The organism is Amedibacillus sp. YH-ame6 (assembly GCF_053848845.1).
Genome location: NZ_JBSPEZ010000037.1, coordinates 1 through 21,462 on the forward strand (window position 1 = coordinate 1; position 21,462 = coordinate 21,462).

Below are 21,462 nucleotides of genomic sequence, written 5' to 3' on the forward strand. Positions count from 1 at the left end.
GAGACAATTGATATAAAAGCTTTACTACCCTATTCGCCAACAATTCCACAACGATTAAAAATCAAATGATGAAAGCCATCTCCTCTGCTACCTGCATAGTATAGACGATGGCTCTTTTATTTTTTAGATGGGCTGTATTAGACGCTTACGATTATGTGCATTTTTTATACTACTTTTATTACAAACCTTTCACGCTTTGATACAAAAAAGCTACTCTCTAGGAGTAACTTTTTAATTTAAAGGCATCAAACGCTAAGTTGCGATGTTAACACATAACATTTACCTAGAAAATGGCGCTTTACTTAGACTTACCTTTGATACCTGTATTATATAGTATGCCAGTAAATCTGTCAACTATGATGATTTACACCACTAGTTGTATATTATCTAGCTTTTTAAAGCATCTGCTGATTTTTTAGGAAAGGTATAGCTATCTTTTATATAACCTTCCTCACTAAGTTTTTCAAGATTCTATTGTAGTTTTTATTAAACTGCGATGAAAAATGGATATTAGCAAATACATCTGCAATTTGCACAAAACGACAATTTTCCGATTGATAATACGTGGCTGTAATACGTTTATATAAACCTGCGCCTGTTGCTAGCTCTGTATTTAAATATTCTTCTAGCAAATAAATTGTATTTGTTCTAACATTTCTATTATCTAAATGTAAATTGATTTCATTTTCACATATCAGTTTTTCAGTTGCATACTTTTGTAATCCCAATTTCAATAAAAAATTAAATGCTCTCGCTGTGTTATCAAAAAAATTCTCTGTCGCAGCGTTGTTATCTACTTTTATCAAATAGACTTCTATGCAATTACTAGAACACATATATCGTACAAATTTTTCTTTCAATTCAAAAGTCAATGCACTACCTTTTAGTTCTTTGAATTTCCCATTTATGAACATTTTATTTTCAACATCGATTTTCTTTAACTCCTCGATATTTTTTGAAATGAATCTTTTAAACCTTTTTTTTGCTATCTCTGATTTATTAACTTTTACCAAAGCAATAAAGAAATAATTGTTCTTTTTATTAATCGGATTTATACACATTGATCCTGATTCATCTATATAAATATTTGCCATCCTATTCCCCATCCTCATTAGATTGCTATTTAATATGATTGTACCACCTAAAGTAATTATTTCCAACATAAAAAAGAGGAAATATCTATAGAAATCCCTATAGTTTCAACCTCTTTTTTATTACCTAAATCAAATCCGCTAATTCACCGATATCTTGAATTATTATATCGGGTTTTATTTCACTTTTTTTAATGTCATCTTCTTGTGTTTCACCACTTAATACTAGAATACTAGTCACTTCACTGCCGTTCGCAACCGCAATATCCGTGTAAAGTCGATCGCCGATGATTGCGATTTGTTCTGGCTCATATCCGGTTTCTTCGATGATATATTCCAATGTTTTTGGACTTGGTTTCCCGAAGAATTCCGGATACTTTCCAGTACTAGCCTCAATCAGTTTTGCCATACTTCCGCAATCAGGAATAAATGTGTTGTGTTCCATAGGGCAGTTCAAATCTGGATTGATGCCATAATACAGGGCACCTTCACGTATAAAAGTACAGGCTTTTGAAAGTTTCTCATAGGTTAGTGTTGTATCAAAACCTAAAATAACAATCTGTGGTTGTTCCTCATCTAACACCCAACCATGTGCTTCAAATTCCTTACGCAATGCAGGTGTCCCAACGACATACACGCGTTTTCCTTTATGATGTTTTTCTAACCAACGAAGTATCACATGTGTGGATACCATCATTTGATTACGTTCGATATGTATACCCATATGATCTAACTTTGTTATATAGGCATCTATATCACGAGAGGAATTATTGGTAAAGAAATAATAGTTCCTCTTTGTTTCCATTACCGTATTTAAGAAGCGATGGGTATATGGAAATAAATCTTTCCCTAAATATATCGTTCCATCCATATCAAGTACGAATACTTTTATAGATTTCATTCTTTCTCTAATCTTATCTTTTTCTATCATCATATCCCTAATTCCTATATGCTTTCATAGTAATCTACAAAGTAATCACTATACTCTTCCAATAGTCCTAAATCCCACAATAACTGTAGTAATCCATAACGTACACGTACTTCTTTCGCCAATAATAGGCTATCTTTTACCATTTTCTTATCAATACCTACTTGATCAGGACGATAAGGGGCTTCTACAGACTTCAAGATTTCTACTACTTTTTCTGGTTGTGGAAGTTCTTGTTCGATAAGTGTTTGAATGTCCTTCCAACGAGATGCGATAACATCCAAACGTTTGCATGCCTCTTCGATGTTGTTTTTTCCTGCTTTTTTCTCTAACGCAAGGACACCCTCACTTGCGCCTTCAAAACAAGAGGTAACCTTCTCTTCCCAACGTGTATAATCAAATGCTTGTATACGTTTTTTACATGCTTCAAAATCAAGATCTTCCTGGACTAATTTTTTCCATAACGCAAGAATACCAGGTGTAGCTAAACCTACTTTAGCGCCATGAAATACTGGAGGTTTATGAGCGAATAGAAACTTCATTTCCCAATAGTGTGATACATGATGTTCACTGCCAGAAGCTGGACGAGAATTTCCTACAAAGCCCATTGCCATACCGGTTTCAATAAGTGCTTCACTGATTGCTTTTACCGCTTTTTTATCTCGTTTTAATACACCATCCGCGTTATCCACAACTTCTTGAATAGATTTGTACACCATATCAATAATTGTTTGACATACATATTCATCATTGATAATATTTGCTACTTTCCAATCGATTAAGCAATTGTATTTTCCTACAATATCACCCAATCCTGCTTTGATCATATCCAAAGGTGCATTTGCTAATACATCCAAATCTCCAAAGATTGCCGTTGGCACATGACAATCAAACGTTGTTTTTAAATCATCAATGATAAGTGCCGATCCAATGGATGCATATCCATCCATACTTGGCGCAGTCGCAACAATTGCATAATCTAACACTAGTTTATAGGATACAAACTTACATAAATCATTTAAGGTTCCTGCACCAACACCGACTATAAAATCATATTTCTTCTGCATACCTGATAGTATTTTAAACACTGCCATTTCATCAGGAACAACATCTTTTTCTAATACAACATGATCACATACAATTCCACTCTTTGTAAGATATTCTTCTAGTAACTTTCCATAGGCAACGTATGTATTTTCATCTTCTACTATATAAATGCATTGATATTTATGTTGATTTAAATACGTAAGAACATCTTTTTCAACATCCTCACATATAACCACTTTTTCAAGTTTTGTCGTATGTTCTCTATGACAATCACAATCAAATGTATGTCCTAGATAATCATTGATTTCAAAACTGTCTACCTTCATTTTCATAGGCGTTACCTAATCCATATTCGCAAAGCAACGCATTGCAGCTTCGATATCTTTCTGCATTGCATCTTGACCAGCTTTTGCCGCATCATGGAAGAATTTGAATGGTGCAGCTGCACTTACTCCTTCTCCCCCTGCTTTGTCCATATACGTGAAATAATTGATTTTACGTACCCCGTTTGCGATTACTTTCTTATAGTCTTCATGAGAAACACCACTACCTCCATGCATTACGATAGGAAGACCTGTTGCCTCATGCAATTCTTTCACAAGTTCAAAATCAATGTTTGGTTCTGCGAAGTATTCTCCATGTACAGTACCAAAAGAACATGCCAAACAATCTACACCTGTTTTTTCTACAAAATCTTTAGCTTCGAAAGGATCTGTGTAATTCTTACGATCGCTTGCACGATTTTCTGTAACACCTTCGTTGTTTAGCGTAAGACCTGCCATTTTACCAATCTCTGCCTCGATTGTGACACCATGTGCATGTGCCATATCTACAGCAATTTTTGTCTGTCGTACGTTTTCTTCATAAGATAAAGCAGAACCATCAAACATAACGGAGGTAAATCCCATTTCGATAGATCTTTCAATATACTCCAATTGCACACCATGATCTAGATGAACTACAACAGGTACTTTTGCACGTTGTGCCATCAGTACCATAACAGGCCCAATGGTATCTAAATCCATTACGTTGTTTTCTTCATGGGTTTGTGCAAACTCCATGATTACAGGTACATTTAATTTCTCAGCGCTCTCAATGACAGCTAAGATATTTTCAAAGTTTACGATATTAAACGCTCCAATCGCAATCTTCTTTTCATTTGCTATTTTATATACATCATTTAAATTTGCTAACATCTTTGTTTTCCTCCTTATTTAGAAAAATGTAACATAACTTTATACGTATCTGGACGACTTGCACATTCCATTGCTTCTACAACATCTGTGTAATCGTACACTTTTTCAATCAACGCTCTTACGTCAATAATGCCTTTTGAAATACAATCAATTGCTTGGGCAAATGTTTCAATGGTTCCATTTTGTGTTCCAGTCACAACAATTTCTTGAGAGTGTAAACGTCCCGCATCCACTAGGATTGCTTCATTTGGATGAATGGAACTAAACATATTACATAATCCACTCTTTGCGGTCATTTCAATTGCTTGAGCCGCAACTGCAGGAATGGCTGTTGTATTTTCCACAATGTTTGCTCCACGTCCTCCAGTAAGCTTCTTCACTTGTTCTACTGGATCAGATTCCAAAGGATCAATCGCATAATCTGCGCCTAATTTTAAACCAAATTCACGACGTTTTGCATCTGTTTCACTAAGGATAACACGCGCTCCTTGTTTCTTTGCACATAATACATGAAGAAGCCCCATTACGCCTCCACCGATGACAACTACATCATCTCCCATTTTGATATGGGAACGATTGATGCTATTTAGTACACAAGCGAGTGGTTCTGCAAATGCTGCTTCTTCATCTGATGTTTCCTTTGAATACACATACAAATGACGTGCTTTTACTGCCGCATACTCACTAAAACCATAGAACCCAGAATAACCTTCTGTATTATAGTAAGCAGTTCCTTTGGTAAAGTTAGCACAAATATTTTCATGATGATGTTTACAATCTGGACAGACTCCACAATCATCAATGATAAAGTTAATGACTTTATCTCCTACTTTAAACAGTTCTGGATCTACATCTTTTCCAAGTTTTTCTACGACTGCGCTATATTCATGCCCACCAATACGTGGATATGACCATTTACATCCTTGATAATCTCTTACATCATTCACGCAAATCCCCGATGTTAATATACGTACTAGTACTTCATCATCTTTTACTTCAGGAATATCAATATCTTTGATGTGATAATCCTTTGGCCCTTGTAATACACATGCTTTCATTGTGATTTCCTCCTATATTCACTCACCTTTAGAAATAAGAGACCAGTCGTAAGCTACTGGTCTCTTTGTTTTATGATACTAAGCTAAGACTCCAGTTAATCCACCGATAATACCAATCACTACAATCAATAGAATGATTCTGATGGATGTCCATCTTTTTTTCATTAACCAGTAAACTAACATGGTAAATCCGAATGGTAAGATACCCGGCATTACCGCATCAAATAATTGAGTCTGTACATTAAATTCAGAACCAGATGTAATAATCTGTAAACCACAGGCTACTTTTACGTAGTTAGCGATAAGTCCACCCATAACCATACAACCCATGACTTGAGCACCTACCAATAACTTATCAAGCAGCCCCTTCTCGAGGAAGTCCATAATGGCTTCCGAACCTTGTTGGTATCCAAAGAAGAAGTTCACGAAACTAAATACATAACTGATAACTAACATTAAGACAAGATATACAACAGCACCCCAAACAGTTCCAGTAAGTGTGATGTCGATACAAATTGCTAATAGGATAGGGATCAATACACCCTGATAAATCGTATCACCAATCCCTGCTAAAGGTCCCATTAAGGAAGTCTTTAAGGATGTAATGAATTCACCTGGAATTGGTTCTCCTAATGATCTTTGTTCCTCTAAAGCGATTGCCATACCAAGAATACAAGAACCAAACTCGATATGAACATTGAAGAATTCCATTTCTCGTTGCATTACTTCTTTACGTTTTGCAGCTCCATCTGGATCATCTTTATATAAATCATTGATAATCGGTACGAATGTGTGTCCACAAGCCATACCCATCATACGTTCATAGTTATAACAACACTGTACCCAAGTCTCCCAGTTAAACGCTGCGTGGTACAGATGTTTCTTAGGAATGACGTGCTTTGCTTTTTGTTCTGCCATATTAGAAATCCTCCTCTAACTCAGCTTCTACAGAGATATTACCTTTACCACTACCCTCTCTAAAACGTACTTGTACATATACAATCGCAAACAATAACGCTAATACACCAAGAGGTAATAAGGCAAGTCCTGAATATACTGCAATTACAAATCCAATGAATAAGAATACACGACTTTCACCCTTGAAGATGTATTGTAAAGTGATCGCAATTCCTAGTGCAGGCATCAATCCACCAATAATCTGGAATATTTTCAATGGTGTTCCAGATAACATTTCAATGAAACCTTCGATATACGTTGCCCCAAAATAAGCCGCTAATGAACATGGAATGATACAAATGATAGCTGCCATAATCTGTGGACATAATACGTTTGAAATCCAAATTTTATTGTATTGTTCTTTTTCAACGAATCGATCTCCCATATGTACAAATATGGAGTCGAAGGTCATACGACAATACCAAATCAATGTTCCCAATAATCCAATCGGTACAGATAATGCTAAGGCTGTTTCTGCATCCAATTTCCCAGTAATCGCAAATGCAGCTCCTAGTGTTCCCGCTAATGCCATATCGGCTGGCATAGAACCTCCCGCAGAAATGAATCCAAGATAAACCAAGTTGATACTTGCACCAACCATGGCACCTTTCAATGGATCTCCTAAAATGATACCTGCTATCCACCCACAAACCAATGGTCTTTGAATCGTCCACAAACCAACGAATGGTAAGTTTGCTTCTCCAATCCAATACAGGATCCCCAATAGAATCGCTTGTACTAATGACATAAATTTTCTCCTCTCTTTTAAGTTTTATGTCTCAACAGAATCTGTCGCTATAACAAATTTGAAATATCGACTACCTTCTGCTCAGGTACTAATTGATAATACACATGTACGCCTTTTTCATTTTTCATGCGACGAATGGAATCTACTTCCGCAGGACTTGCGGATACGTTGTTCACAAATGGTTTACGATCTCCACGAATTCCCATTCCACCAAGACATACTTCTTTAATTTCTACTCCACCATCAACCAATTGTTCAAATACGATTGGTGTTTTCGTTAATACGATAACTCTTTCATTTCCTGGATCTGGTTTTAATAATGCTTTGGTTGCTCCTTCTACAGAAAGTACCGCAACTTTTGTTCCTTGTGGTGCTAATGCCATCAAGACACGACGATTGAAATTATCTGCCGCAACCTGATCATCCACAATTACAATTCGATTGGCGCTTAAACTTGGTGTCCAAGCGGTTACTACTTCGCCGTGGATCAAACGATCATCCACTCGTGCTAAAACGATGTTTCGCATTTTTCATCCTCCTCATTATCAAGTAAATCTGCTAGGTATTTCTTTACATCCTGTACGGTACTGCCAGCTAGTTTCATTGCTTCATCGCAAATTTCTGCAGCACTTTTTCCATTCCCTCTCATCAATAGAATTTCCATTAACAGTGGAACATTGATACCTGTTAAGTGATATACATCATAGGTATTCATTAGCTGTACAACTGCATTGAATGGACTTCCATAGAATAGATCGGTAAGTACCAGGATTTCTTCTCCTACTTCTGCTTTTTTAAACTCTATTTCAATATTTTCTATGAGGATATCCACTCCTTGATGTGGATATAATCCTACATATGATAAATCTTGCTGTTCACCCAATACCATTTCCATAGTTTCAAACAATCCTTTGGAAAAAGAACCATGAGATACTAAGATAACTTTCATAATATCTTCCTTTCTACATTCCCTCTGTGAGGAAGCACCTCTTTGGAAGCGTTTCCATCATCTGGTTATAGTTTACAATGTTTTGTTCGCGTGTTTTTATTTTAATCTTCGTAATGATTACGTAACCTAGACTCTACACAAGTTCATAATGATTACGAAATTCATCACATCATCCCTATTTATCGCTTATTTTAATGGTTCATCTTCCATGATTTCTTTCAAAGCCCCATACATACGCTGATATTTTCGGTATTGTTTTTCGTATATGTTCACTTGATTGTCGCAAGGAACATATACCTTTCCTGTTGTCTTTTGTGATTCTTTTTTTTCTATCCCATCTACTTTCCCTGCCAGTAGTGCTACACCATATCCGGGAGAAGCATTCATGCTTACTTCCTCTAGTTCACAGTGTAAAATATTTGCCATGATGTTCATCCAAACATCACTTCTTGTACCTCCACCATTGATTTGCATACGCTTAGGCCACGCTTTCAGATGCATGTTTTCCATCACTTCCCGAAGTGCATATCCAACGCCTTCAAACACTGCCTGTAACATATCCTCTCGTTTGCTATTGGCACTTAATCCAATAAAAGCTCCTCTTGTATTAATATCCTGATAAATCATTTTATCCCCTGTGATATGTGGAAAGAATAAGATGTGATGTTCTTTCCCACAAGCATTCCTTAATCGATCTTGGTCAATTCCCATATCACTGCTTTCTACAATATTTTCCACCCACCATTTATGTGTTCCACCAGCAGAACGCACTGTTCCCTGTACAACATTTACAAAACGATCATGCTGCGCATTGAATACTACATTCTTTCCTAATCCTTCAAAATCCTTATCTTCTTTAGCCAAGATAATAACTCCGCTAGTTCCTAAAGATAAGACGGGTTGCTGTTGGTCCAATACACCCATTGCTACTGCATTGGCTGGATTATCCCCAGTACCAGCAATGACTTTGATGCGCTTATTTATACACAACTGTTCACATAGTTCTTCACGAAGAGTCCCCACAACATCACAACTTGCGTAAATAGGACCTAGATAGTGATCATCAATCCCCAAGATATCCAACATATATCCAGACCATTGTTTCGACACAATATCGTACATGGAACTCGTAGACGCATCACAATAATCCGCACTATATTCTCCTGTTAAACGATATACGATATAGTCATAGGCAGTCATGATTTTACGAACTTTAAGAAATACTTCAGGCTCTTGTTCTTTTACCCAAAGCGTATTCATTGCGGGACTTCCAGTAGATAAAATCTTCGCAATATATTTGGTATCCTCTCGCTTCGCTAATCTCTCTTTTAAGGGAGCGACCATATCACTACTACGCAAGTCATTCCACATAATGGCCTTTCGAACACAATTCCCTTGTGCATCTAGAAAGACCGTCGTATGCATTTGACCAGTTACTCCAATGGTAGAAATATTGGTACCATCAAATTTTTCATGGATATCTTGTAACGCATGCAGTACTGCTTGAAACCAAACATCTGGATCTATTTCTCGATATCCTTCCCTTGGTTCATCAAAGGCATAAGAATATCCATGTTCATATACAATATCGCAAGCCGTATCTATCACAACACACTTTAAAGAGGAAGTTCCAATATCAAGTCCTACATAATACACAAGATGCCTCCCTTCTGTCTTTTTATTTTAGACCATTGATAATTTGTACTAAATCACTTGCTGTTTTACTCACATTTTCAACTGCTTTCATACTCAATCCATAAAGGTTTGCTTCCATATGATTCACTTCATAGGCTTCTCCAAATGTCTGAATAAATGCTTTACGTAAATCAGATCCATAATTGATTTTAATCATATTGTATTTACGCATTTCTTGAATTTGTTCAAATGGAATGCCAGACCCCCCATGAAGTACAAGTGGCACTGGAGATACTTCCGCAATCTTTTTCAACAATTCTAAATCTACTTTTGGAGTCACATCCAATCCATGAACATTTCCAATAGAAACCGCAAGGATATCACATCCAGAACGTTCCACAAATTCTTTTACTTTCGCAGGATCCGTTTTACAATCTGCTTCACTTACATCATCATCTTCTTTTCCCATAATGGCACCAAGTTCTGCTTCTACTGGAACATTGTGCAAATGACAGTATTCCACCGTTCTTCTTACTTCTTTGATATTTCCTTCGAAATCTTGATCAGATGCATCCACCATAATAGAGGTGAATCCAGCATCTACACATGCTTTCACATCTTCAAAACTTTTCCCATGATCTAAATGAAGACCAATCGGTGTATCTGTATCCTTTAAAAAAGCACGCATCAAGTCAGCAATTACTTGTGGATCTGAAAGATGTAAGTTATTAGAAGAAATTTGTACCATTCCTGGAAGGTGTACATCATTTAATCCTTTGATAATCGCCTTTGTCATTTCTAGGTTTGTTGTATTAAATGCCGGCAATATCAATCCTCTTTCTTTTGCATACGCTATCAGATCATATCCATTTACAATTCTCATCCTTTTTCCTCCTTAATTTATTTTGAAAATCTGAGCATTACTTTAAATGTTTCAGGGCGCATTGCGACATCCATCGCATCGCTAATTTCCTGATAGTCGAATACTTTTTCAATCAATGGTGTTACATCGATAATTCCCTTCGCAATACAATCCACGGATTGCGCAAAAGATTCTACGGTTGGACTCACCGTCCCAGTGACTTTAATTTCTTGTGAATGAAGTCTACCTGCATCTACTAAGATTGGTTCATTGGGATGGATGGAACTAAACATATTGACCAATCCACTCTTCGCTGTCATTTCGATTGCTTGTCTTGCAACTGCAGGAATTGCGGTTGTGTTGTATACCACATGAGCGCCTCTACCATTAGTTAATTCTTTTACTTTTTCGACTACATCACCATCCATCGGATTGATGACTTCATCAGCCCCCATCTTCAAGGCAATGTCGCGACGTTCAGCACTGGTTTCACTTACAATGATATGAGCACCACGTTTTTTCGCACACAATACATGCAAGAGCCCCATAACGCCTCCACCGATGATAACCACTTCATCTCCCATACGAATATTGGTTTTGTTAATACTGTTGATGACACATGCAAGAGGCTCCGCAAACGCAGCCAATTCATCCGGTGTATCATCTGGGAAGATATGCAAATGACGAGCCTTTACCGCAATATATTGTGCAAATCCAAAATATCCAGAAATACCTCCTTCGTTATAGAACGTCTTTCCTTGTTCTGCACTATCACAGATATTTTCATTTCCATGTTTACAGCTATAGCACACACCACACTCATCGATGATATAGTTCACTACCTTCTGCCCTACATGGAATAATCTAGGATCTACTTGACTTCCCAACTTCTCAATAATCCCAGCATACTCATGTCCACCTACTCTTGGATACGTATACTTAGAACCTTTATAATCCCTAATATCATTGGTACAAATCCCTGCAACTGTAATACGTAGTAATACTTCATCTTCCTTTGGTTCTGGCATTGGAAGATCTCTAATGCTGTACTCCATTGGTTTTTCTATTACACAAGCTTTCATATTTCCTCCTTCGATTGATTGTGTTTTTCTATCAAACAAGCAATCTGTTATCCATTTTCATTATAGTAAAATTTCAATTGTGTATTTTCGAAGAATTGCACATTCATTATGAAGTAAACCTACCAATGTTCTTGCGTATCAATTACGAAAAAGTCAATTTTTTTCATAATTGATTTAAGATATGATATATGTGCATATGTATCAAGATTGTACGAACTTATGTTAAAATTAGATTCATATTTTTATTTTTACAAGACAAGAAAGGGGTAAATGAAATTCTTATTAATGGTAGAATTTCATAGGTAAAAAAGTATGCTCACAAAGAGACAATCAAGTATATTTTTAGAGTTATGCGAGAAAATTGGAGAGTACTATAAAGCAAATTATTTCTCTGATAAATTTAATGTAAGTTTGCGAACAATTCAAAATGATATTAAGGCAATTAAAGACGACACTGCATCTTTATCAGATATCTTTGATATTGATTCAAGAGTACCTTTTGGGACCCGTATAAAGGTAATAGACAGTGATCGATTTGCCCAGTATTTAGGTGAAATGAAACTTCAAAGTGATGAGTTTAATATCAATTATCGCGATGATCGTATTTATAAGTTATTAAATTTTTTATTAAGTCAAAGAAAAAGCATTTCTTTAACGAAATGCGCAGATTATATTTTCGTTTCAAAATCAACGTTAACAAGTGATTTAAAAGAGTTAGAAAAAATATTAAGCAAATTCTCTTTACGTTTGATTCAAACAAAAGGTTACATCTGGATTGATGGATTAGAAAGAGATAAAAGAACATGCTTAATGGATAATAGCTTTGCAATTCTTCCGATGATTTCTAGTAAGCTTATGGCAGATACTGAAGCAGTCCATGTGGAATTTATACGTAAGACATTAATGAAAGAATTACTAGAACGTCAATATCCTATTTCTGATGTAGAATTTCAAAACATTATCATTTGGTTAAATGTTTCCATTAAACGAATTATGAACTTCTTCTATTTAAACGATGAAGATATTACGAGTGATGGACAATATGATGCGGAAATCCAAATAGCTGCGGATATATTTGAACGCATTGAAACCAAATACTTCATTCGTGTTCCACAAACAGAAATTAACTTTTTAGCGATGTATATCAACAACCATAGTAATTTTAGTAATACTGACTATATATCCGAAGACTTAAATACCTTTATTTTAGAAGCTTTAGAAAAGATACGTGAGTCTTATCCAACAGATTTCACACACGATGTAGACCTTCGTATTTCTTTGGCATTACACTGTGTTCCTTTGATTTCTAGAGCACGTAACAATGTACAAATAAAAAATGAAATGTTGGATTATATCAAACAAAGTTTCCCTTATGCCTTTGATATCGCAACATTCTTCTCTTATTTATTATCGGAGCGCTATAAATGTAAAATCAAAGAGAGTGAAACTGCGTTTCTAGCAATTTACTTTAACAAAAGTATCAATGAATATTCCGTACTAAAAGGAAATAAACGCATTTGTATTATCACGAATCTAAAACGTTCCGAATACTTCCTTTTAGAACAATTCTTATATGATAAGTTTCAAAAATATATCGTTTCTATTACCTTTGTGACTGGAAATGATTTGGATACTTTAGACCTTGATCAATTCGACTTATTCTTCTCAACAGAAGACAATCGAGCAACAGAATCTGGTTTAGCAACCAAGTTTACGTTCTTCCCTGATTCTAAAGAACTAGAAAAGATTAAAGTTCGAATTGAAGGCTTCAAGAATGTAAAAGATATCATGAAGTTATTTGATCCAAAATTATTCTTCGTGAAGGACTTTACGAAAAAAGAAGAAATTCAAAAATGTTTAGTTGATGCGGCTTCACAACTGTATCAAGTAAGTAACCTTTCAGAAGAAATCGAACTGCGAGAAGAATTTGGTAGTACTTACTTTGGAAATAGCGTAGCGATTCTTCACCCGATGCATTTAATATCCGATGATTCCTTTATTGGAGAAATCATCTTAAAGAAACCTGCCGTTTGGGATAACGAAGGAAATCATGTGAATCTAATCTTCCTAGTATGTATCCAGAAAAACAACCTAGAAGCATTTAGAGCGTGGGATTATCTATCTCCACTATTATTCAATAATCAATTCAAACAAGAAATTTTATCAGTAGAAGATTACGATGATTTTAAGAGAGTCTGTGAAGAAAATCTGAAATCCCATATCTTATAAATAAAGGAGCGAACACCATATGACATTAACTGTGATTATAGTATCCCTTGCGATTATTATTTTGATTATTCTTCCACAAATCGCGAAACGTATAACGTATAAAAAACTTACGACGCATTTAGGAAAAAGAGAGTACGAACAGTTTGAAACGTTATTGGATGGATTTATATGTACCTTCTCCTTTCGACCTTATAATCGAGAATTCATGAGATTAAATGCATACTTTATGCAAGCCGACACAAAAAAGATTGAGGCACAATTAGATACCATGTTTACTCGTCTAAAAATGAAAGAAGAACAAAAAGCAGCTGTCGCAAAACAGGGGTTCTATTTCTATCTTGAAAATAAGAATTATACGAAAGCTGAAAAGATGTTAAAGATTTGTAGAAAAGATGCGAAGAATGAAAATGAAGTACATGTTATGGATATGATGTACGATATTCTAGCTCTACAAAAAAGTGATCATATACAAGAAATCAAAAGTCGTTTAGATTCTATAAAGAAACAACCTAACCTTGCGCATAATCAAGCAGAGCGTGTTCGCCTTGGTATCTTTGAATACCTATTAGGATTACAATACGCATATCAAAATAATAAGAAAACAAGTAAGAATTATTTAGAATCCGCATTAAAAAACTGTGTACATACTCCATATGAACCCCATATTCTTGCGTTGTTGAAACAAAAAGGATAAGTATGGAACTAGATACAACCAAGATATATGTGAATGCTTCACTATCTTGTATCGACTTAGGACACATAGAAGAAGCAATGCATCAAATCAATCAAAGTACCATTCACAGTTTACATTATGATGTCGTGGATGGAACTTTCAACTCGTGCTTTATCTTTGGAGATATCATGTTAAAGGTATTTCGCAAGTATACAAGTCTACCAATCACAGCGCACTTAGCGTGTGCTCATCCAACTTCATATTTAAAACCCATCATTACAAATGGCGCAGATTATGTCGCGATACATTATGAAGCTGATGTAGATCTTCTAGACACCTTCCAACAAATAAGAAAACTAGGCGCAAAACCAGTCCTTGCTTTTCGTTGTGATAGTGAAGTTCCTGATGATTTTATACAGATAGCCACACATGCAGAATGGATTTTAAAGCTAACGGTACAACCAGGATTTGCTGGACAAAGTTTTCATAAAGATGCTCTACAACATATAAAAAAGATGCACGACCTTCTAAGAGAAGCGCATCTTGATAAAGTAATTGAAGTTGATGGTAACATTCATACAGGTACAATTGCAGATTGTGCAATTGCAGGTGCCACTATGTTTACTGGTGGTACTTCTGGATTATTTAATGGATTATGTTCCATTGACGAAAACATAGCACTACTAAAGCAAACAATAGGAGGATAATTTATGGCGTTCACTATGAATAAAGAAAGCATGAACACAGAATTGAATGAGATGTTACAAGAGAATGAAAAGTATAAAGCACAAACATGGGCTTCTATTGTGACAAGTACACCCAAACTACTTTCTTATACAACCTCACAAAATAAACGACCAAAGATTGGTGCCACTAATATCTATTGTTATGTAGGATTGACAAATAAAAATGTGAATATCGTGACTTTAAATTCGTTAGATGTTACTAGAGTTACTGGTAAATTCCGTATACCTATTAAAGATATCCAACAGTTCACATATAAAAATGGTATCTTAAAGTGTAGTGCAGAAATCAACTTCGGTAAGGAAGAAATTAAAATATTATGGGTAAATCAACCTGCTGGAACGGATATAAAAACTCAAAGGAAGAATGTGAAGGTTATTTGTGAGAGCTTGTTTAATATTTAAACAAGCTTTTAACATTGAATTGTGATGCAAATAGATATAGAACTATTTTCCATTATAATAAAGACATTTATACACATCTAGTCAATTGATGATCCACATACATGATTTTACGTTTTTAAAACTTGTTATAAAACAAATTGGAGCGTGTAAATATTTTTGTGTAAACTCAATCAATCCAATAGTTGAATGTGAAGTGATAGTATCGAGTAATGGTACTCTCACTTTTTTAATTATCTTATCACAATGCTAAAGCTTGTCAATGAACTTATATTCTACCTTCAAATATAATTTGCAAACTTGAGTAAATAACTCCCCAATTTGCATAAGGAATATTCCATTTTTCTGTTATTTTTGTCTGAGCTAAATAAAGTGATTTTAATAAACTTTCATCACTTGGAAACACCGTGCGTATCTTAGTGAACTTACGGAAAGCACTGTTTAAACTTTCGATGGCATTCGTCGTATACATAATCTTCCTTAGCTCAGGAACATAATTAAACATGCTACATACTTCATTCCAATTATCTTCCCATGGCTTAAAGGCATATGGGTATTTATCACCCCATTTCTTCTTACAGTCCTCTAAACTCTCCAATGCACTTTGATCATTTGTTGCGCCATACACTCCCTTTAAATCTCTACAAAACTCTTTTCTGTCTTTATAGCTTAAATATTTACAGGAGTTTCGTATTAGATGCACAACACATCTTTGCTGGACTGCATTAGGGAATGATGATTCTATCGCTTGTTTAATTCCACTTAATCCATCGCTACACAAGATTAAAATATCTTTCACACCTCTATTTTTTAAATCCGTTAATACAGAAAGCCAGAATTTAGCACTTTCATTTTCGCCAACGTAGATGCCTAATATTTCTTTAAATCCATCTTCTGTTACTCCCAAAACAACGTAAGCTGCTTTTTTAATAACCATACTCTCGTTTTTCACATTGAAATGCACGCAATCAATGAATACGATTGGATATACAGTATGTAAAGGGCGTTTCTGCCACTCCTGTGCGATTGGAATGATTTTATCGGTTATTTTACTTATCATTGTCGCACTGACTTCTATCCCATAAATATCGCGTATAGAATCACTGATATCTCTTGTCGACATTCCTCTAGCATATAGATTGATAATCTTATTGTCTACATCAGATATGTCTCGTTGATGTTTCTCTATCACGACTGGTTCAAATGTAGCATTTCTATCTCTTGGTACATCAATCTCAATCTCGCCTTGTGATGTCTTTACTTTTTTTGAACTGCTTCCATTACGATAATTGTCCTTGACTGTTGCTTGATCATGCTTTTCATAACCCATATGCTCATTGAATTCTGTATCCATCATTTCTTGTAAGGTTTCTCCTAAAAGATCCTTCAATGCATTTGTAATATCGGTTGGTGATGTTACTCCATATTCTTCTATTATATATTTTACAATATCTTTCTTACTCATATAAAAATCCTCCTCTAGTAGTTTTCTTCATTCTACCATTGGAGGATTGTTTACACAAAATTTTTTACAGGCTCACAAATTAAAAAGAATGTTATGAATATCTCGTAGCTATTTTTAATTCATTCTCTTATTTAAATAAACATTCACCTTTTAGAAAGACTTTCTATGCATATCTAATAATTAATATTTCCAAATCATATAATTTTCCTGGTTTTAAGCTATAGTTCTCATATAAATGGATACATAATTGTTGATCAAATATTCTTTATTTTGTTCAAAACTTTTGGATCTATACCCGCAACATCTGCATGTTTCCATAATCTTATTACAAAAACTATTAGCCATTGCCTCTGTTAAAGAAATAATTATATTTTCTCCCTCATCTTCCTTTGTATACAATGCAACCCATTTATCCCTTATATTCAAGGGCTGCTGCAATTCGAAATCATTTATATTGAAAATCCAATGATCTTTCTGTGTTACCCATGCTGCACCTATCTCCATCAATTCTCCCCAGCTCGCTGATGGATTATCAGGTTCAATATTCAATACATTTTTACTTGTAACAAATAACACATAAATCATTTCTGTTGAAGCACTATTTACAAAAAATTTTTGAAGGTACTCGTAAATATTCGTTTCTGGTAAGTTTGTTTCTGGATCTGGCCCATTTGAATAGATGATATCTTCTTTAGGCACATTATTAAAAAGTAGCATTTTATAAATTATATCTGATATTGGTTTATCGTTCAATGTCTGACTAATCATGATTTTCTTTTTATTGGCATCTACGATAGATTTAAACCCCAGTAAAGAATTCATTGCTAATATTTCAGTTTCCACTGCTTGCTTAATAGAAAAATCTGATTGAGGCTGATTGAATTTTTTTGTTAGGTTATCAGCCATATTTTTAGTAGCAAAATTTAATTTATCCTTTAATTTTTCTTCTTCCAAAGCCTTTTTTTCTTCTTTGAATTTATTTTTTTCTTTTTGCTCAAGTTTTGCAAAAACACCATGAAGCCTAACTATTTCATCAGTAAGCGTTCGAATATACTCAAGTGCTACTTCCCATCTCAGATCATTCTCATTATAACCTTGTCTATTAGTTCCAGCCATATCAGGAAATCCTGATGCCTCAAAAGCATCTATATAAAGATTACCAACAATGTAACTCTCATAAACTCTATTTTTACCTACTGCAGATAGTATATTTCTTACACCCATTTTATTATGTGCAAATATAGCTAAATAATTGTCAGAAAACTCGTTTATTTCTTTTTTCATTCCTCTTGATGTTTTGAATGTTCCTATCCATCCATAAATTCTCAATTCCAAATTTTCTTCTTTACTTTTGCTGTTTTTCATTTTGAGATTTTTGGCTATTGCGTCTAAATGCTTGATTTGTAGATGTTTTTCACTTGCTTTTGGAAGACTATTTTCTAAGTATTTTTTTTCATTTCCTATAGAAATAAAAGTTGCTAAGCGTGATATCACTTCTTTCTCATCCGGCACAAGGATTTCGTGTTCACCTTTATATATTATATGAATTTTAAAATCACTTATATCATTAGGGAAAATCTTTGCCAAATTTTTCATAACAGTTGTTTGCAATTTGGGAATTCTTACTTTTGGTTTATCCATTATAACGGCAGTTCCATGTCGTGATATCTTCCTCAATTCAAATTCATTTGGTTCTAAAATTCTCAGTACTTCATCATCATGTTCAACTCTATGGGGAATGAAAATACCTATTGAAATCGAGTTCTGCACAGTAATTAATTTAAACCCTGTAGAGATAGATAGAGCCGCCAATTTTCCTACACCTTTTCTTCCCATTTTCAAACGTTTCTTTCCTTGAGTTCTTGAATTTTCTTCACTGTTCCTAGATTCACTGCCTATTAGAAGATAGTGATTATCTAAAATATCCGAGGACATACCTAATCCGTCATCTTCAACTCTTATTTCATCATCGCTTATAAAAACATAAACATTTTCTGCATCGGCATCATATGCATTTGCGATTAACTCTGCCAATACAAAATACATATTGGTATACAAATCTTTACTTAATAGTTCTAACATTCTTGGACTAACTTTAAGTTTATAATCTCTTCCCATATTTTCTCCCTCACAATTCAATATTATTTTGTTCTAGATGCTCAATAATTGATAAACCGATAACTTCTCCCAGTCTGACAGGAACTGCATTTCCAATATGCCTAGCAATATCACTAAATACGAACCTAATCTCTGGATTTATAAAATCATAATTTAAAGGAAATGTCTGTAGTAAAGCTCCTTCTCTTAGTGAAAGCGCTCTATCTTGTACTGGATGACCAAAGCGCCCTGTGCCGTAATTATAAAACTGTGTTGTGATTGTTGGCCCGATTTGATCCCATGACATCCTTCCATAAACAGATTTATAAGATTCCCCACTTTTTTTCCTATGACAAGCACACCTTAACTCTTCTGGCCAATCCGCCCATGTCCCTCCAGGCCGTGAGTTTTGGATTCTTTCAATGTTTAAATTGGACAAATTTGCTGATCTGTGCATTAAATCATTAACATCTCGTTCTCCAGCTCTAAGTTCGGGCAACCCTTCAATACAATCTCTCACACATATTTCTCCACGAATATGTGTTGGCTCTATCAAGCTGATCTCACTTATCAAAGAACCTAGAAGTACAAACCGCCTTCTTGTTTGTGAAATGCCGTAATCTGGACAATAAACCACATGCTCGCTTATATAATAACCAATATCTCTTAATAATTTCAAAAACTCTTTATAAACATTAGTATTTCTGATTCTAGGAACATTTTCCATTGAGATTATTGATGGTCTAACTTCATCTATTAACCGTCCATACTCTGATAACAATTCGTATTTTTCATCTTGTAAATTTGCCTCGCCCAATTTAGATCTCATTTGAGAGAAGGGCTGGCAGGGCGCACAGCCAACTAAAATTTTGACAGCGTTTTCATTATAATGCTGATTTAAATCGTCACCTGTTACATTTCTAACATTCTGTATATGAAAGTTCACGCCATTGTTATGCTCATACGCATATTGACACGTTCTATCAATATCATATCCTGCTACTACTTCCAATCTTTCGTTTAACAATCCTCTAGTCAACCCTCCAACACCGCAAAAAAGGTCAATCACCTGTACTGGCATAAATTCCCCTACTTTCTAAATATCACATTTTATCTATAACTTTGAAAAGAATTCTTCATCTATTTCGTAATCTTTAATTTCTCTTACACCTATACTAAATTCTGCAAGTTTTGAAATAAAATCCTCTCCATCAATGAGATCAATTTGTTGTTTCCCAGGATTACATGCTTCTTCTAGAGCATATTTAGAAAATGAACCAGTTGTGATGAATACTCCCTTTTCAATATCTGTAGTTAATGAACCACGAAAATTTCTAATTTCTGATGAGCCTACTGATCCTTGGTATCTTTTACATTGAAAAGCTATATTAAAACTAAAAATGCCATTAATTTTAAGTTTACCAGTACCGTCTATGCCACCATCTCCAGTTTTCTTTGTTACTTTAACATCATCAAATCCACATTCTCTAAGTAACCGCTGTGATAGTTTTTCAAAGGAAAATGGATCCATTTTCAATAATACGTTGTATAGCTTTTTTCTCCAAGGCCGTACCTCCTCTGGAATCTCAATGCCACTTTTTAGTAAAAACACTTCTTCTGTATTGACTAAATCATTTTCTTGATACATTGGTTTTTTACAATTCTTATTTATAAAATCTCCATCAACTCTTTCTTCTTTTGAGAACTCTGAAGTAATCGACCAAACACTTCTGGCACTATTTTCTATAGCTCCATAATTTTTCAATAATGTCCTTGCCCATGCTAAGCGATAATCAATTTCAGTCAAATTGCTACTGTCTAAATGAGCAATTGATAATATTTCATCAGAAAGACCGAGTAATTCAGAACATTTTTCATTAATTTCACTATTCTTTCCAGAGCCTCCCAATATCTTTATTGATAAAAAAGTTATTTCAATCAATTTAGCATAACTAGGTATATCTGCACAACAATTTTCCATAATTCACCTCAAATTTCTATAAAAAGTTATATTAATCTAAATATTACAATATTTTGCTGTATACTAATAAAAACATACCATATTTATACATTTTTGGCAATAAATCAAAAATAAATGATAGTGTAAAATGGATATGGAATTGAAAAAGTGATATAACCCTATAAAATTTAATCGCGAAACCAAATTTTCAGAAAGGGATTATATCACATGAATATATTATCACATTTCCAAGAATACAATCAAAACAATTTTATCTTTTCTTCTATGACTAGTTTATACGCAGATATGTTTTCTCCATTCTTTACTTCTAGATCAACTT

General features: G+C 34.6%; 20 protein-coding genes. 4 read left to right on the forward strand and 16 right to left on the reverse strand.

Annotation, left to right across the window (positions count from 1 at the left end; all coding sequences use genetic code 11):
* Positions 1-437: 437 nt before the first annotated feature.
* The 12 genes from ACWG0P_RS15375 to ACWG0P_RS15430 form a co-directional block, all read right to left on the reverse strand.
* Complete coding sequence (locus tag ACWG0P_RS15375; RefSeq protein WP_455802466.1) at positions 438-1,094, reverse strand: DUF3800 domain-containing protein; 657 nt, start codon at positions 1,092-1,094, stop codon at positions 438-440.
* Positions 1,095-1,218: 124 nt separating this feature from the next.
* Entirely contained in the window at positions 1,219-2,025 is an 807-nt protein-coding gene (locus tag ACWG0P_RS15380) for an HAD-IIA family hydrolase (RefSeq protein ID WP_455802467.1), read from the reverse strand.
* Positions 2,026-2,036: 11 nt separating this feature from the next.
* The gene (locus ACWG0P_RS15385) at positions 2,037-3,398 is read right to left on the reverse strand and encodes a sn-glycerol-1-phosphate dehydrogenase (RefSeq protein WP_455802468.1); all 1,362 of its coding nucleotides are present in this window, start codon (positions 3,396-3,398) and stop codon (positions 2,037-2,039) included.
* Between the two features lie 9 nt (positions 3,399-3,407).
* Positions 3,408-4,262 carry a class II fructose-bisphosphate aldolase gene (locus tag ACWG0P_RS15390; protein ID WP_455792319.1) on the reverse strand — a complete coding sequence of 285 codons (855 nt, stop codon included), beginning with the start codon at positions 4,260-4,262 and terminating at the stop codon, positions 3,408-3,410.
* A 14-nt stretch (positions 4,263-4,276) separates the two neighbouring features.
* The gene (locus tag ACWG0P_RS15395) at positions 4,277-5,320 is read right to left on the reverse strand and encodes a zinc-dependent alcohol dehydrogenase (protein WP_455802469.1); all 1,044 of its coding nucleotides are present in this window, start codon (positions 5,318-5,320) and stop codon (positions 4,277-4,279) included.
* Positions 5,321-5,398: 78 nt separating this feature from the next.
* On the reverse strand, positions 5,399-6,238 hold the full coding sequence (locus ACWG0P_RS15400) for a PTS system mannose/fructose/sorbose family transporter subunit IID (protein WP_455792315.1): 840 nt from the start codon (positions 6,236-6,238) through the stop codon (positions 5,399-5,401).
* A 1-nt stretch (position 6,239) separates the two neighbouring features.
* Positions 6,240-7,025, reverse strand: a complete 786-nt coding sequence (locus ACWG0P_RS15405; RefSeq protein WP_455792314.1) for a PTS mannose/fructose/sorbose/N-acetylgalactosamine transporter subunit IIC — start codon at positions 7,023-7,025, stop codon at positions 6,240-6,242.
* 47 nt (positions 7,026-7,072) lie between these two features.
* On the reverse strand, positions 7,073-7,552 hold the full coding sequence (locus ACWG0P_RS15410; RefSeq protein WP_455802470.1) for a PTS system mannose/fructose/N-acetylgalactosamine-transporter subunit IIB: 480 nt from the start codon (positions 7,550-7,552) through the stop codon (positions 7,073-7,075).
* The gene (locus tag ACWG0P_RS15415) at positions 7,534-7,974 is read right to left on the reverse strand and encodes a PTS sugar transporter subunit IIA (RefSeq protein WP_455792310.1); all 441 of its coding nucleotides are present in this window, start codon (positions 7,972-7,974) and stop codon (positions 7,534-7,536) included. The genes ACWG0P_RS15410 and ACWG0P_RS15415 overlap by 19 nt, the downstream gene beginning before the upstream one ends.
* Positions 7,975-8,160: 186 nt before the next feature.
* Positions 8,161-9,630: a xylulokinase gene (locus ACWG0P_RS15420; protein ID WP_455802471.1), complete on the reverse strand. Its 1,470-nt coding sequence runs from the start codon at positions 9,628-9,630 to the stop codon at positions 8,161-8,163.
* Between the two features lie 22 nt (positions 9,631-9,652).
* Positions 9,653-10,492, reverse strand: coding sequence for a class II aldolase (locus ACWG0P_RS15425; protein ID WP_455792306.1), 840 nt, complete (start codon positions 10,490-10,492; stop codon positions 9,653-9,655).
* Positions 10,493-10,509: 17 nt separating this feature from the next.
* Positions 10,510-11,553, reverse strand: coding sequence for a zinc-dependent alcohol dehydrogenase (locus ACWG0P_RS15430; protein ID WP_455792304.1), 1,044 nt, complete (start codon positions 11,551-11,553; stop codon positions 10,510-10,512).
* Positions 11,554-11,865: 312 nt separating this feature from the next.
* Between ACWG0P_RS15430 and ACWG0P_RS15435 the strand changes: the two genes are divergently transcribed.
* Genes ACWG0P_RS15435 through ACWG0P_RS15450 form a run of 4 tightly spaced genes read left to right on the forward strand, consistent with a single transcriptional unit; the run spans position 11,866 to position 15,603 of the window.
* Positions 11,866-13,782 carry a BglG family transcription antiterminator gene (locus ACWG0P_RS15435; RefSeq protein ID WP_455802472.1) on the forward strand — a complete coding sequence of 639 codons (1,917 nt, stop codon included), beginning with the start codon at positions 11,866-11,868 and terminating at the stop codon, positions 13,780-13,782.
* Positions 13,783-13,801: 19 nt separating this feature from the next.
* The gene (locus tag ACWG0P_RS15440; protein WP_455802473.1) at positions 13,802-14,476 is read left to right on the forward strand and encodes a hypothetical protein; all 675 of its coding nucleotides are present in this window, start codon (positions 13,802-13,804) and stop codon (positions 14,474-14,476) included.
* Between the two features lie 2 nt (positions 14,477-14,478).
* Positions 14,479-15,162 carry a ribulose-phosphate 3-epimerase gene (locus ACWG0P_RS15445; protein WP_455802474.1) on the forward strand — a complete coding sequence of 228 codons (684 nt, stop codon included), beginning with the start codon at positions 14,479-14,481 and terminating at the stop codon, positions 15,160-15,162.
* Positions 15,163-15,165: 3 nt separating this feature from the next.
* Positions 15,166-15,603, forward strand: coding sequence for a hypothetical protein (locus ACWG0P_RS15450; RefSeq protein ID WP_455802475.1), 438 nt, complete (start codon positions 15,166-15,168; stop codon positions 15,601-15,603).
* 265 nt (positions 15,604-15,868) lie between these two features.
* Here the strand turns inward: ACWG0P_RS15450 and ACWG0P_RS15455 are convergent, their stop codons facing one another.
* The 4 genes from ACWG0P_RS15455 to ACWG0P_RS15470 all read right to left on the reverse strand — a co-directional run bounded on the left by ACWG0P_RS15455 (position 15,869) and on the right by ACWG0P_RS15470 (position 21,143).
* Positions 15,869-17,065: an IS256 family transposase gene (locus ACWG0P_RS15455; protein ID WP_455802476.1), complete on the reverse strand. Its 1,197-nt coding sequence runs from the start codon at positions 17,063-17,065 to the stop codon at positions 15,869-15,871.
* Between the two features lie 213 nt (positions 17,066-17,278).
* Positions 17,279-19,183 carry an ATP-binding protein gene (locus tag ACWG0P_RS15460; protein ID WP_455802477.1) on the reverse strand — a complete coding sequence of 635 codons (1,905 nt, stop codon included), beginning with the start codon at positions 19,181-19,183 and terminating at the stop codon, positions 17,279-17,281.
* Between the two features lie 10 nt (positions 19,184-19,193).
* Positions 19,194-20,243: a DNA cytosine methyltransferase gene (locus ACWG0P_RS15465; protein ID WP_455802478.1), complete on the reverse strand. Its 1,050-nt coding sequence runs from the start codon at positions 20,241-20,243 to the stop codon at positions 19,194-19,196.
* Between the two features lie 33 nt (positions 20,244-20,276).
* On the reverse strand, positions 20,277-21,143 hold the full coding sequence (locus tag ACWG0P_RS15470; protein WP_455802479.1) for a restriction endonuclease: 867 nt from the start codon (positions 21,141-21,143) through the stop codon (positions 20,277-20,279).
* Positions 21,144-21,462: the final 319 nt, after the last annotated feature.